This is a genomic window from Phaeobacter sp. JH20_08 (genome assembly GCF_048056635.1).
GTDB lineage: Bacteria > Pseudomonadota > Alphaproteobacteria > Rhodobacterales > Rhodobacteraceae > Phaeobacter > Phaeobacter bryozoorum.
Window position 1 is genome coordinate 13,484 of sequence record NZ_JAYMVV010000007.1, and the last position, 13,716, is coordinate 27,199.

A 13,716-nucleotide genomic window follows, 5' to 3' on the forward strand; every position below is an offset into this window, starting at 1 on the left:
CTCCACGGCTCAGCTGCCGTAGACGCGGCCCCAGCGTTCGATCAGGCTCTGTTGCAGCTTTTTGGCGCGGCGATTCCAGCTTTGCGCGCCTTTGGGGCGCTCGCGTTCGGCGCGGGGTATGCGTGCGCGGGCCTGCTGGTCGGCGCTGAATATGGCAAAGGCCAGCACGGTGCCGTCGGTCGCGGTCATGAAGCCGCCCAGACCCGATACGAAATTGAGCGTACCGGTCTTGGCGGTGACCTTGATCGGATGCGCTTTCAGCACGCGCCCCTTACTGTCGCGCATCGGGAAGGATTTGAGCAGCGGTTTCAGCCGCCCGTCCCGATAGGAGGCCACCAGCGCGCTGACCATGTCATCCGGTGTGATCCGCGACGCCTCGCCCAGACCGGAATGATCCACCAGCCGGGTATTGGTCATGCCATAGGTTGCCGCAGCCCAGCTGTTCATCGCCGCCGCCGAATCCTTCAGCGTGCGCGGCCGGCCACCACGCGCCTGCGTTGCCGCCAGGCCGATCATCTCGGCCATCAGGTTGTTGGAATATTTCAGCGTCGCCTTCAGCATCAGATCAAGCGGTGGGCTGTTGTGATGGGCCACCACCTGCCCCGAGGGCGGCGCGTTGGCCGGTTTCGGCGCGCCCAGCTTGATCCCGTTCGCGCGCGCCATGGTGCGGAACACATCGGCGGCATAGGCGCCCGGATGGCGCACCGGCAGCCAGCGCGCGCCGCCTTTGCCCAGAGCCTGGCTGGCGACGGTCCAGTGATCGGTGTCGTTGCGTTCGGAATAGCTGTAAACCGGCAGGCTGCGCTGCGAGATCTTCATCGTGGCAACGGAGACTTCGGGGCGATATTTCTCGGTGCGGGCATCCATGGTCACCGCCCAGCCCTGTCCTGCGCGTTTCCATTCGAAATGCACCCGGTTGTAATTGAGCGCGAGGCCAGAAATGGCCGGGCTGTAGCCGACGTGATCGGGCTGACCCGGGTCGATCGAAGCGATCTGCGGCAGCGCCCCCTCCCAGATCCGGAAGGCACCGCGCACCTCGCGGACGCCGGCCGCCTTCAGCGCCTGCGCCAGCCGCGCGAGATTGTCGGTGTTGAGCATCGGATCGCCGCCGCCCACCAGCACCAGATCGCCGCCGACCACGCCGCCGCTGATCCCGCCGGTGGCCACAATCTGCGTGGTAAAGCGATGGTCCGGCCCCAGCGCATCGAGCGCATAAAGAGCGGTCAGCGCCTTGGCGACGCTGGCCGGCGGCAGGGCCGACGCGGCGCCCTCGGCCTCAAGCCGCAGTCCGCTTTTGACGTCCGCCACGGCGCAGGCAATCTGCCCAGAGAGGCCCGCGCGCGCCAGGAGCCCCTTCAGCCCGCCGCCGGCGCTGATCAGGCTGGCAGGATCCCGTGCCACCGGGCGCAGAGAAACAGCCGGCGCATTGGCCAGGGCTGTCTGCGCCGCCACGGAGGCAAGGCCGGAGGTCAGAAAAAATCGTCGCGAAATCATATCAGCAATAGTCTACTCAAAACCCCTACAATTCTGCAAACATGCGGCAGGTTATTATGCCGCAGCCCGACAGCCCCCCGACCGCAAACTGGCGGCTTTTCTTTGGCCGAGCCGCCTGCTACCGCTGACGCGATGGTACGGGCAGTGATGATCATGTTTGTCGCCATGTCAATGATCCCTGCCGGGGACCTTTGCGGGAAACTGCTCACATCGGGCGGTCTGGCGACACCGGGATTCGTGGCCTGGTCTCGATTTGCAATCGGCACAGCGATGGTGGCGCCGTTTGCCTTGCGCAGTGCCTATCCGCTGCTGGCCGACTGGCGGCTGTGGCTGCGCGCGGCGCTGCTGAGCGGCGGCATCCTGTCGATCCAGATCGCATTGAAGACCGAACCGCTGGCAAATGTGTTTGCCGCCTTTTTTGTCGGGCCGATGGTTAGCTATGTGCTCTCCGTCCTGCTGCTGCGCGAACCTGCGACGCTGGCGCGCAGCCTGCTGATGGCGCTGGGATTCTGCGGCGTGCTGCTGGTGGTGCGGCCCGGGCTGGGAGGCTCGGTCAATCTGATCTGGGCGGTTCTGGCGGGGGTGTTCTACGGCGGATTTCTCACCACCTCGCGCTGGCTGTCGCATCTTGGCACGCCGCTGCAGCTGAGCCTGACCCAGTTGTCGATCAGCGCGCTGCTGACGCTGCCGCTGGGGCTGACCGCCCTGCCCGCGCCTGGACTGGCGACTGCGGCGCTGACTTTTGGCAGTGCGGGGTTTTCGATGCTGGGCAATCTGCTGCTGCTCTTTGCCTATGCGCAGGCACCCGCGTCACGGCTGGCGCCGCTGGTCTATTTCCAGCTGATCGCCGCCGTCTCGCTCGGCTGGCTGGTCTTTGATCAATGGCCTGATGTGCTGACCTGGGCCGGTCTGTGTGTGGTCATCAGCGCCGGTCTGGTCTCAGCGCGGCTGCGTCGCTGACCAATCGCCACGCGCCCGGATAGCGCTTGAGCTGATATTGACCATCGGCACATTCACAAAACACCAGGCCGGGGCCTCGGCATGGGCCAGCAGACGGCTCTGCCCACCTTTCAGCCGATACGGTGCATAAAGCCGCGCGGCAGGCGACAGCCGCGCCGAGATCCGCTCACCCGGTCGCGCCAGCACTCCGACGGGTACGGTGTCCAGAATCTGCCGCCAGTCTTTCCAGCGGTGGAAATCGGCCAGATTATCCGCCCCCATCAACCAGACAAAGCGCACGCCGGGATGGCGCTGCCGCAGCAGGCGCAGCGTCTCGGCCGTGTAGCAGGTGCCGACATCGGCCTCGATCCCGCTGATCTGCACACGCGGATGGTCCATCAGCGCCCGCGCGGCGGCAATCCGGCGGTCAAGCGGCGCTGGCGGGTGCGCCTTCAGCGGATTGCCGGGCGACACCAGCCAGACCAGCTGATCCAGCCCAAAGCGTTTGAGCGCTGCCAGCGAGATGGCACGATGCCCCTGATGCGGCGGATCAAAGGACCCGCCCAGAAGGCCAACAGTGGTACCGGGCGGAATATGGGGCAAGCGGTGCATCATGCCTGCCTTGATGCACATAGTTGAAAGAGAGATCAATCAGCTGTTGCAGGCTCTGGTTGCGAAACTGTGAAAGCCGCCCCGCCAGTCTTTGCGATCATGGCGGCAGGCGTGCACGCCCCGCGCCCCCGCCCCTGCATCCCGCATTGCCCCCGCCTTTCCCATCCGCTATCACACCAGCCAGCAAATTCCCCCCTTACACGGAGCTGTCTCATGGCTGCCTATCAATACGTCTACCACATGCAGGGGGTCTCCAAGACCTACCCCGGTGGCAAGAAATGCTTTGAAAACATCCACCTGTCCTTTCTCCCCGGTGTGAAAATCGGTGTTGTCGGCGTCAACGGCGCCGGTAAATCGACGCTGATGAAGATCATGGCGGGTCTCGATACCGATTTCACCGGTGAGGCCTGGGCCGCCGAGGGCGCCAAGGTTGGCTATCTGCCGCAGGAGCCGAAGCTGGACGAAAGCCTGACCGTGCGTGAAAACGTCATGCTGGGCGTCGCCGGGAAAAAGGCCATTCTTGATCGCTACAATGAGCTGGCGATGAACTACTCGGACGAGACCGCCGAGGAAATGGCCGAGCTGCAGGACAAGATCGACGCCGAGAACCTCTGGGATCTGGACAGCCAGATCGACGTCTCGATGGAGGCGCTGCGCTGCCCGCCGGATGATGCCGAAATCGCCAACCTGTCTGGTGGTGAGCGCCGTCGCGTGGCCCTCTGCAAGCTGCTGCTTGAAGCACCGGAAATGCTGCTGCTTGACGAACCGACCAACCACCTTGATGCGGAAACCATCGCCTGGCTGCAACAGCATCTGATCGACTACAAGGGCACCATCCTCTGCGTCACCCACGACCGTTATTTCCTGGATGACATCACCGGCTGGATCCTCGAGCTGGACCGGGGCCGCGGCATCCCCTACGAGGGCAATTATTCCAGCTGGCTGGAACAGAAGGCCAAACGTCTGGAGCAGGAAGCGCGCGAAGACAAATCCAAGCAGAAGACGCTGGAGCGCGAGTTGGAATGGATGCGTCAGGGCGCCAAGGCGCGTCAGGCCAAATCCAAGGCCCGGATCAACGCCTATAACGATCTGGCCAGCCAGTCCGAGCGCGAGAAACTGACCCGCGCCCAGATCGTCATCCCCAACGGCCCGCGTCTGGGGTCCAAGGTGATCGAGGTCTCGGGCATCTCCAAACATTACGGCGACAAGCAGCTGGTGGAGAACCTGTCCTTTGACCTGCCCCCCGGCGGCATCGTCGGCGTGATCGGCCCCAACGGTGCGGGTAAATCGACCCTGTTCCGGATGCTGACCGGCCAGGAACAGCCCGATGAGGGCAGCGTCAGCTATGGCGATACCGTGAAACTGTCCTATGTCGACCAGTCGCGCGACGATCTGAACGACAATGATACCGTCTGGGAAGCCATCTCCGGCGGCGCCGAGATCATCGAGCTGGGCGACGCGCAGGTCAACTCCCGCGCCTATTGCTCGTCGTTCAACTTCAAGGGCGGCGACCAGCAGAAGAAACTGTCGCTGCTGTCGGGCGGCGAGCGCAACCGGGTCCATATGGCGCGGCTGCTGAAAGAGGGCGGCAACGTGCTGCTGCTTGACGAACCGACCAACGATCTGGACGTCGAAACCCTGCGCGCGCTGGAAGACGCACTGGTCGATTTCGCCGGCTGCGCCGTGGTCATCTCGCACGACCGTTTCTTCCTCGACCGGATCTGTACGCATATTCTGGCGTTTGAGGGTGACGCCCATGTGGAATGGTTCGAGGGCAACTTCGAGGACTACGAAGAGGACAAGAAACGCCGTCTCGGCCCCGACGCGCTGGAGCCCAAGCGGTTGAAGCACAAGAAATTTGTGCGGTGAGTGAGCTTCAGGGGGTGATGCGATACCAGCTCACCCCCTGAAGTCTTCAAATCACTCCTTCCCCAAACGGCTTATTCGGCGTCGCCCTCTTAATAGAGGCGGGCGTCGCCTCTTATCCGGCTTTCCAGGTCGTCGTGTTCCCTTTGTCGGAACCAACCCGTTCCCACAGCCGCCATGACCCCGGCATAATTTGAACAAAATTAACCCTATTCTGAGATTTGCCGAGGCCTGTGCCCGTCGGCGAACCACAGAAGGGTGAGAGCATGGCAGGAATCGGGATCTTGGTAGGCGTCATTGGCGGGCTGAATGCGGCCGTATTGGGCTATACGCTGATCGGCCTGTCCTTCGGCATGAGCCTGCTGCTCTATCCGCTGTTCGGAGTGCCCTCGGCGATGCTGGCCATCCTGCTGCTGTGGACGCAGAAGGCCGCCCGCAATACGCTGGCGGACAAGGCCGGGGACAAGCGGGCGCACGGAGCACATCAGGGGCTGTCGGCGAAACCCGCGCGGGCCTGATTTCCGCCGCAGCCGACCACTCCACGGGCCAAATCCATGCGATATGCGCACCGAAACAGCCCGTCGCGGTCACAATTCCAGAATAAGCTGCAACACATACCAATATACTCGCCATCTGACCGTAAGACATATTGATTGCATCGCCTGTTTCAGGGCAATTTCCCCTCAGTTGAGTGAGGGTGTTATGGCTTGGTTGGCGATGTTGACGAGTACCGGTGTGACCATGATGGTCACGGTGATATACTATGTGGCGTACAACCTGCCCATCTGGGGGCTTCTTCTGCTCTATAGTGGCATCAGCAGCCTGCTTGGCGTCGGCCTCACCGTGGCGCTGGTTCTAAAAAGCGGCGGCTTCCCGCGCAGACGCCCAGAGCAAAATTCGCAGGATACATCAATTTGACACCTTCCACACGCGCAGCGAAGATCGCGCATCCATCTGATATTTCCAATTGAAATCACAGCATTACACATAATTCAGCAGATCCCGTCACCTGCGCCACCCCCGATGTTAACCAAATTTAAAGACAATTTGAGCTATCTTGCTCGAACACAGAGAGTTGCACTCTGCCTGAAAAATTGTAGATTAAATGCGACTCAACCTAAGAGGTATAAACATGGCATGGATCGGGATCATTGTCGGTACTTTTGCAGGGATTTTCTCTGCGGTCGCCGCCTATACCCTCTATGCGCTGCCACTTTGGTATAGCTTGCTGCTCTACCCCACCGTTGGCACAACCGCCGCCATTGTGACCATGCTTGCAATGCTGCATCTGCCGCCGGGTCTGCGTCCGATGATGCCGCCGGACGGGGATGAAACCCACCGCATGGCCTGAGCCGACCGCAGGACCCGAGCCAACCGCAGGGCCAAAGCCCCCTTATCCGCGTTTCGATATCAGCCGAGCCTCCGGCTTATCCCTTCGCCCAGCTCACGATCTGGCCTGCGCGCAGGGCGCCTGCCTGCCGTTTCTGTTCCTTGCCGCGCACAAAGCGGACAAGTGTCGGGATCCCCTTGATCCGGTAGCGTGCGCCGGTGGACTGATGGGTCTGGGTGTTCAGCTTGACCAGCCGCACCTGCCCCTGCAGCGTTTTTGCCGCCTTGGCATAATCCGGGGCCATCATCTTGCAAGGACCACACCAGGGCGCCCAGAAATCTACCACCAGCGGCAGGTCATCCTGCGCGGCGGCCTTTTGCAGGGTCGCCGGGTCGACATCGACCGGCGTCGAGGGGATCAGCGCAGCCCCGCAGGTGCCGCATTTGGGGCCGGCGGCCAGACGGTCCTCGGGCACGCGGTTCAGCTGGGCACAGCTGAGGCAGGTCAGGGTCTTGGCACCCATGGGGCAATCTCTCCTTCGCATCACTGACCGCCGAGGCGGCGTGGCGCCTGTATTCAGGCCAGATATACTGGCCAGAGGCGGCAGGACAAGCCCTGCCCGCGCTGGTGCCCACCCGCTAGAAGGTGAGCTTGGCGCCCAGAATGACGCTATGCGAGCGCACGCTGGCATCGCCTGTGCGCCGGGGCAGGATCAGCGGCACAAAGCCATCGTTGAACAGATATTCCGCCCCCAGCGTGACATTCGGGGCCAGCGCAACCTCCATCCCGAGGATGATCTGCGACATCGACTCCCATTCGGTGCCGGAGGCGCCTTGCCGCCCGTGGCTGGCGGAGAGTGAATAGACCGCCGGACGTCCCAGCACCTCCCCCCGGTAGCGCCCCTGCAGCGTCAGCGCGCTGACCTTGTGATCGGTGGCAGGCCAGCGGTCGGTGGTCTGGGTGAACTCCGCCATGACGTCGAAGCGCTCTGCGCTGAGCGTGGCGTGAATATCCCAGGCGCCGTTCCAGCCCCGGTCGATGCCGCTTCCGGGGGGATGATGGGCAATGGTGCTGTCGTAGATCGTGCCGCGCAGAAAACCGGCCCCCAGTTTCAGCCCCATACCATTGGCCAGCGGAATGCGATGGGAGGCGTTCAGCGCGTAATTGGTGTAGTGATCATCGTTCTTCGGGCTGCTGATCACCCGGTTGCCCCGGTGGTTGCGAATGATCGACAGCGCCAGTTCGGTACGCTCGGTGATATAACCGATCTCGATCAGCGGATCCTTGGTCTGGGCCCAGAAGTAATGGCTGTTATGGGTATGGGTGAAGGGCGCATAGCTGGCAAAATTGCCGAAATTCACCGTCTTGCGCCCAACCGCCAGATAAAAGGGCGAGCGGTCCAGATCACCAACCGCCAGCCAGGCCTTGCGCAGCTGGATGTCGTTCTGGCCGGGATATTCGACCTCGGTATATTCGCCCTGCACAACCGCTGTCAGCAGCGGGGTGGTGGCGGTCGTGATCAGCGAGATATCATTGATCACACCATAGGTATCGGTGGTGCCGCTGGTGTGGGTCGGCGGCAGCCGCGACAGGATCGGAAATTTGCCGGGCGTATTGGTGTTCTCATAGATCACCGTGCCTAAGAAGCGCCCGCCAAAGGTGATCCGATTGACCCCGAGCTGCCCCGATTGCCGCGCGCGCAGGGCAATGGCGACCTTGTTGGTCACATCTTCCTGACGGTCCAGCATCCGTTCTGAATAACGCAGTGAGGTGGCGAGAAACCCCGCATCTTCCTGAGCCTCACTCCGGTCCGCAGCCGCGAGGCCGACAGCCATAATCAGCGCGGTCACTGCCGCGCGCCCCCCAAATGAAACAGTCACAATGGTTACTCCAGTATACCCCCGACAAACCGCCAGACGGGCTGTAAACAGCCACCGGCCGGTTTCGGACGGGATCGCAGACCTGAAACGCAGAAGCCGAGAAATAGCCCCTGTCCGGGCCTGAGACCTCCGGCAGAGCTGCCCCCGCAGCCGTGCCGACATGACGCCCTCAAACGAGAAACCCGCCGGAAATGACGGTGGATCAGAAACGCGATCCGATCACAGGATATCACAGCTTCGTGATATCACGAAGCCTGATTTGCCAATGTCCTATGGCCCATCAGGGCATCGCGCTGTTGCACCAACGTCGCGCCGTCTGCCCGCAACGGCGGCCGTGCGGGCGCCGCTATTGACCGGATTGTTCGCGCACCGCAGACTGATGGCATCTGTTCCAAAACCGAAAGAGCCACGCATGTTGTCACGCCGCGCCTTTCTGGCCAGCTCCGCCGCCGCCTCTCTCTGGCCTCAGATCGGGTCAGCCGAAACGGCCTTTGACCCCACTCCGCAGGAGGTCCGCATCAAGAAGCAATTCGCCCCCGGGCAAATTCTGGTGCTGCCGCGATCCTATTACCTTTATTACGTGACAGAGCCGCGCAGGGCGCGCCGCTATGGCGTTGGCGTCGGGCGGGCCGGTCTTGAATTCACCGGCACCGCCGTCATCCAGGCCAAGAAAGAATGGCCAACCTGGCGCCCGACGGACGAGATGATCGAACGCGATCCGCGCAGCTATGCCCGCTTTGTCGATAATAAATACATCCAGCCCGGTGGCACTGATAACCCGCTGGGCGCGCGCGCGCTCTACCTGTTTCAGAACGGCATCGACACCTATTTCCGCATTCACGGCACCAATCAGCCGCAAACGATCGGCCATTCCGTCTCCAACGGCTGCATCCGCATGACGAACGAGCATATCGTCGACCTCTACGAACGGGTGCCCTTGGGAACCGTGGTGACGGTGCTCTGATCAGGACCAGACCAAGGTGGCAGCGCGTGATTTGTTGGCGCATCGGCGCCAGCTTGCCTGTCCGGGTGCCAAGCCCCGCCGATGGCCATCCACAGCGCCTCTGGCAGCGCCAAACTGACAGGCACCCCCCGCTATAACACTTGCACCGAGAGGACATTGGCGACAAGATCGTTCCCGCAAGGTTACGCAGAACTCATCGCTGTCCTAGGAGGCTCGGTCATGAATACGCAATGACATTGCCGGGCTGTCGCATGTCGCGGACAGGGATTTAGAGTAAGACTGGGAGAAGAAGACGATGGCCACAGGCACCGTCAAATGGTTCAACACCACCAAAGGTTACGGTTTCATTGCACCCGATGCGGGTGGCAGCGATGTGTTCGTACATATTTCCGCCGTTGAGCGGTCGGGGCTGACCGGCCTCGCGGACAACCAGAAAGTGACCTATGAGCTGCAACCGGGCCGTGACGGCCGCGAGTCTGCGGTGAATATCGAGCTGGCCTAACCCGCCTACCCGAAGAAGATCAGCTGTCGGCCCCCTTTCGGGGCCGTCTTTTGTTGTGGCGCCCAGTCATCTGCCGCAGCACCTCTGCGGTCATCCCGTGGCGCCCCCGCGTCAGCGGTCCACCCTGGCCACCAGATCCAGCACCTTCGGGCCGATGGCCGCCACATTCAGCGCCACGCCTTTTGCGTTGGGGTGAATCCCGTCCTCCTGCAGATACGGCCCCGCCGCCTGCGGATCATTGCCGGTTGCCGCGCGGATCCCGGCAAGGCTGTCGTCATGCAGCAGCGCGCCATAGTCGCGCGCCAGCTCGGGGAAGATTGCGTCGAATTCTGCTTTGAAGTCGGCGCCATAGTTGCCCGGCGCCGCGATACCAACCAACAGCACCGGCACCGCATTGGCCTTGGCGACCTCCAGAATACGGGCGAGATTGGCGCGGCTCTCAGCCGGGGCGATCCCGCGCAGCAGGTCATTGCCGCCCAATGCGACGATCAGCGCATCCGGCCCGTCGGCCAGCGTCCAGTCGATCCGCGCCGCGCCACCCGCCGTGGTATCGCCGGAGACACCGGCATTGATCAGGCGCACCTCAGCCCCCTGTTCCCCCAGCCAGCGCTGTAGCTGCGGCACCCAGCCCTGCCCCTGCGGCAGCCCGTAGCCCTGCACCAGACTGTCCCCCAAAGCCGCCACCCGAACCGGATCGGCCTGCGCAACTGCGGCAGTTAATATAAAAATCAATCCGGCCATTATCTTGCGCATTGGTAGAAAGGCTCCATATCGAGAGTGATCCCAAAACAGGCGCGACGTCACATGCAGTCCAGCACGATCCCCCAGTCCGACCCTATCCTGAACCTCCAGCATGCGTCTTTGTCGCTGGTTGGCAATACCGGACCTGTCGAAATCCTGCATGACATCTCGCTTGCGGTCGAAAGCGGCGAGACGCTGGGCCTGATTGGTCCCTCCGGGTCGGGCAAATCCTCGCTGCTGATGGTGATGGGCGGTCTGGAACAGGCAACCGGCGGCACCGTCTCGGCGCTGGGGCAGGACCTGACCGCGATGGATGAGGATGCGCTGGCGCGGTTTCGCCGCGACAATATGGGTGTCGTGTTCCAGAGCTTTCACCTGATCCCCACCATGACGGCGCTCGAAAATGTCGCCACCCCGCTGGAGCTGGCCGGGCACAGGGATGCCTTTGACCGCGCGCAGGCCGAACTGGAGGCCGTGGGGCTCGGCCATCGTGCCGGTCACTTCCCGGCGCAGATGTCAGGTGGTGAACAACAGCGTGTGGCACTGGCACGCGCCCTGGTGACCCGCCCGCGGATCCTGCTGGCGGATGAGCCGACGGGCAATCTGGACGCCACCAACGGCGATGCGATCATGGACCTGCTGTTTGACCTGCGCGACCGCTATGGCGCGACGCTGATCATGGTCACCCATGCGCCGGAACTGGCGGCGCGCTGTGACCGGGTGATCCGGCTGCGCGATGGCCGTCTCGACCTTGCCGCCGCGCGCGAGGCCGCTGAATGAACACCTTGTCGCTGGCGACACGCTTTGCCATACGGGAGCTGCGCGGCGGGCTGCATGGGTTTCGCGTTTTCCTGATCTGTCTGGCGCTGGGGGTGGCGGTGATTGCCGGGATCGGCTCGCTGCGCTCGGCGATTGAAACCGGGCTGAGCGAGGAAGGCGCGGTCTTGCTGGGCGGGGATGCCGAACTGGGCTTTACCTATCGGCGCGCCAGCCCAGAGGAACAGGCCTGGATGGAGGCCAATGCCCTGCGCCGCTCCGAGGTGATCGACTTCCGGTCGATGGCAGCTGTCGGTGAGGAACGCGCCCTGACGCAGGTGAAGGCGGTAGACAGCGCCTATCCACTGGTTGGCACGGTGCGGCTCTCGCCGGATCTGCCGCTGCCACAGGCGCTGGAGGGCGCCGGGGACCTGCCCGGCGGCGTGATGCAGCGGGTGCTTGCGGATCGGCTGGGCCTCTCTGTTGGTGACCGCTTTGCCCTTGGCACCCAAAGCTTTGTCCTGACCGCGCTGCTGGAGAATGAACCGGATGCCGCCAGCGCGGGCTTCACGCTTGGGCCACGCACCATCGTGCGCAGCGCTGACCTGGCCCGATCCGGCCTGTTGCAGCCCGGCACGCTGTTTTCCAGCAAATACCGGCTGACCCTGCCCGAAGGCACCGATCTGGAGCAGCTGAAATCCCGCGCCGAAGCCGAGCTGGACAACAGCGGTATGCGCTGGACCGACGCCCGTAACGGCGCACCGGGCATCGCCACCTTTGTCGAGCGGCTGGCCGGGTTTCTGGTGCTGGTTGGCCTCTCCGGGCTGGCTGTGGGCGGCATCGGCGTCTCAGCCGCCGTGCGCGCCTATCTGGCGGCAAAGACCGCGACCATCGCCACCCTGCGCACGCTGGGCGCGGACCGCCGGACGATCTTTCTGACCTATTTTCTGCAAATCGGGGCGCTGGCGCTGCTTGGTGTTGCGATTGGCCTCGTGATCGGCGGGCTGGCCCCGGTGCTGCTGGGGCCGCTGATTGCGGCGCAGCTGCCGTTTCCTGCGGTCTTTGGCATCTCGGTCCCGGCGTTGAGCGAAGCGGCGCTTTACGGGCTGCTGACGGCCTTTGTCTTTGCGCTCTGGCCGCTGGCCCGCGCCGAGCGGATCCGCGCTGCGGCGCTGTTTCGTGACGCGCTGGACAGCCGCAGCCGCTGGCCTGCCCCCCGCTATATCGTCGCCACGGCTGTCTCGGTGGCGGTGCTGATTGGTTCTGCCGCGCTGTTCAGCGGCGCGATTGAGCTGACGCTCTGGACTGCTGCGGGGCTGATCGGCGCGCTGGCGGTGCTGCTGCTGGCCGCGCTGGTGCTGGGCTGGATCGCCCGCCGCGCCGCGCCGCTGACCCGTGGATATCCGGCGCTTCGATGGGCGCTCTCGGCGATTGGCACCTCTCGCGATGGCGCCGTGCCGACCGTGCTGGCCCTGGGGCTGGGGCTGACCGTTCTGGCCGCGATTGGTCAGGTCGACGGCAATATGCGCCGCGCCATCGAAGGCAACCTGCCCGATGTGGCGCCCTCCTATTTCTTCGTTGATATCCAGCGCGATCAGATGCCGGATTTCCTCGCCCGCGTGGAGCAGGACCCGGCGGTTGAGCGCGTGCAGAGCGCACCGATGCTGCGCGGCATCCTCACCACCATCAACGGCCAGCCCGCAACCGAGGTGGCAGGCGATCACTGGGTCGTCCGGGGCGATCGCGGCATCACCTATGCCGCCAAACAGCCAGACACCACCCAGATCGTCGCGGGCGCGTGGTGGCCCGAAGAGTACACCGGCGCGCCGCAGGTCAGCTTTGCCCGCGAAGAGGCCGAGGAGCTGGGTCTCAACCTTGGCGACACGCTGACGCTCAACGTGCTGGGCCGCGACATTACCGCCACCATCACCAGCCTGCGCGAGGTCGATTTTTCCACGGCGGGCATGGGCTTTGTCATGGTGCTGAACGAAAGCGCGCTTGCAGGGGCCCCGCACAGCTATATCGCCACGGTCTATGCCGAACAGGAGGCCGAAGCCCAGATCCTGCGCGATCTCGCCAAGGCGATGCCGAACATCACCGCGATCCGGGTCCGCGATGCGCTGGACCGGGTGTCGGACCTGTTGCGGCAGCTCGCATCTGCCACCGCCTATGGTGCCGCGGCAACGCTGCTGACCGGTTTCATGGTGCTGATTGGCACCGCCGCCGCCGGCGAACCTGCCCGCCGCTACGAGGCGGCTGTGCTCAAGACGCTGGGCGCGCCGCGACGGCAGATCCTGATCAGCTTTGCGCTCAGATCGGTGTTTCTGGGCGCCGGGGCCGGCCTGGTCGCGCTGACGGCCGGAATGACCGGGGCCTGGGCCATCAACACCTATGTGTTCGAAAGCGATTATCAGGTGATCTGGAGCAATGCGCTGGCGATCATCAGCGGCGGCATCCTGACCACGCTGCTGGCTGGGCTGGCCTTTGCCTGGCGGCCCCTTCAGGTGCGCCCGGCCCGGATCCTGCGGGCCCGCGACTAGGCCACACCGCGGCCTCTGGCGCCGCGCTTGCGGGGCCGCCCGCCACAACACCAGCCACGACGTCAGCCACGGCGGGCGGGCGCCAGAGCATC

At 63.8% G+C, this 13,716-nt stretch carries 14 protein-coding genes; 9 read left to right on the forward strand and 5 right to left on the reverse strand.

Translation table 11 applies throughout. The annotated features are described in order from the left end of the window. Positions 1 to 9: 9 nt before the first annotated feature. Positions 10 to 1,494 (reverse strand): D-alanyl-D-alanine carboxypeptidase/D-alanyl-D-alanine-endopeptidase, encoded by a 1,485-nt coding sequence (dacB, locus tag VWY75_RS08070; RefSeq protein ID WP_416537442.1) that lies wholly within the window; start codon positions 1,492 to 1,494, stop codon positions 10 to 12. Positions 1,495 to 1,647: 153 nt separating this feature from the next. On the opposite strand from dacB, the gene VWY75_RS08075 reads away from it, so the two are divergent. Continuing rightward, the gene (locus VWY75_RS08075) at positions 1,648 to 2,454 is read left to right on the forward strand and encodes a DMT family transporter (protein ID WP_416536719.1); all 807 of its coding nucleotides are present in this window, start codon (positions 1,648 to 1,650) and stop codon (positions 2,452 to 2,454) included. On the opposite strand, the gene VWY75_RS08080 is transcribed toward VWY75_RS08075, so the two are convergent. Then, complete coding sequence (locus VWY75_RS08080; RefSeq protein ID WP_416536705.1) at positions 2,434 to 3,048, reverse strand: nicotinate-nucleotide adenylyltransferase; 615 nt, start codon at positions 3,046 to 3,048, stop codon at positions 2,434 to 2,436. The genes VWY75_RS08075 and VWY75_RS08080 overlap by 21 nt on opposite strands. A 210-nt stretch (positions 3,049 to 3,258) precedes the next feature. On the opposite strand from VWY75_RS08080, the gene ettA reads away from it, so the two are divergent. The 4 genes from ettA (at position 3,259) to VWY75_RS08100 (ending at position 6,262) form a co-directional block, all read left to right on the forward strand. Then, entirely contained in the window at positions 3,259 to 4,914 is a 1,656-nt protein-coding gene (gene ettA / locus VWY75_RS08085) for an energy-dependent translational throttle protein EttA (protein ID WP_416537443.1), read from the forward strand. A 263-nt stretch (positions 4,915 to 5,177) separates the two neighbouring features. Beyond that, positions 5,178 to 5,429: a hypothetical protein gene (locus VWY75_RS08090; RefSeq protein WP_416537444.1), complete on the forward strand. Its 252-nt coding sequence runs from the start codon at positions 5,178 to 5,180 to the stop codon at positions 5,427 to 5,429. A 199-nt stretch (positions 5,430 to 5,628) separates the two neighbouring features. Beyond that, entirely contained in the window at positions 5,629 to 5,829 is a 201-nt protein-coding gene (locus VWY75_RS08095; protein ID WP_416537445.1) for a hypothetical protein, read from the forward strand. Between the two features lie 214 nt (positions 5,830 to 6,043). Next, positions 6,044 to 6,262: a hypothetical protein gene (locus VWY75_RS08100; RefSeq protein ID WP_340547295.1), complete on the forward strand. Its 219-nt coding sequence runs from the start codon at positions 6,044 to 6,046 to the stop codon at positions 6,260 to 6,262. A gap of 76 nt (positions 6,263 to 6,338) precedes the next feature. Here VWY75_RS08100 and trxC read toward each other — a convergent pair whose 3' ends face one another. After that, on the reverse strand, positions 6,339 to 6,764 hold the full coding sequence (gene trxC / locus VWY75_RS08105; protein ID WP_340547296.1) for a thioredoxin TrxC: 426 nt from the start codon (positions 6,762 to 6,764) through the stop codon (positions 6,339 to 6,341). Positions 6,765 to 6,879: 115 nt separating this feature from the next. After that, positions 6,880 to 8,091 carry a hypothetical protein gene (locus VWY75_RS08110; RefSeq protein WP_416537446.1) on the reverse strand — a complete coding sequence of 404 codons (1,212 nt, stop codon included), beginning with the start codon at positions 8,089 to 8,091 and terminating at the stop codon, positions 6,880 to 6,882. 442 nt (positions 8,092 to 8,533) lie between these two features. Between VWY75_RS08110 and VWY75_RS08115 the strand changes: the two genes are divergently transcribed. Together VWY75_RS08115 and VWY75_RS08120 are read left to right on the forward strand one after the other, a co-directional pair. Further along, positions 8,534 to 9,085: a L,D-transpeptidase gene (locus VWY75_RS08115; RefSeq protein WP_340547298.1), complete on the forward strand. Its 552-nt coding sequence runs from the start codon at positions 8,534 to 8,536 to the stop codon at positions 9,083 to 9,085. Positions 9,086 to 9,380: 295 nt separating this feature from the next. Further along, the gene (locus VWY75_RS08120; protein WP_014875536.1) at positions 9,381 to 9,587 is read left to right on the forward strand and encodes a cold-shock protein; all 207 of its coding nucleotides are present in this window, start codon (positions 9,381 to 9,383) and stop codon (positions 9,585 to 9,587) included. Between the two features lie 111 nt (positions 9,588 to 9,698). On the opposite strand, the gene VWY75_RS08125 is transcribed toward VWY75_RS08120, so the two are convergent. Then, a complete protein-coding gene (locus tag VWY75_RS08125; RefSeq protein ID WP_416537447.1) occupies positions 9,699 to 10,340 on the reverse strand; it encodes an arylesterase in 642 nt (213 codons plus the stop codon). 51 nt (positions 10,341 to 10,391) lie between these two features. On the opposite strand from VWY75_RS08125, the gene VWY75_RS08130 reads away from it, so the two are divergent. Next, on the forward strand, positions 10,392 to 11,108 hold the full coding sequence (locus VWY75_RS08130; protein ID WP_340547300.1) for an ABC transporter ATP-binding protein: 717 nt from the start codon (positions 10,392 to 10,394) through the stop codon (positions 11,106 to 11,108). Then, positions 11,105 to 13,624, forward strand: a complete 2,520-nt coding sequence (locus VWY75_RS08135; RefSeq protein WP_416537448.1) for an ABC transporter permease — start codon at positions 11,105 to 11,107, stop codon at positions 13,622 to 13,624. Before VWY75_RS08130 ends, VWY75_RS08135 begins: the two co-directional genes overlap by 4 nt. Positions 13,625 to 13,716: the final 92 nt, after the last annotated feature.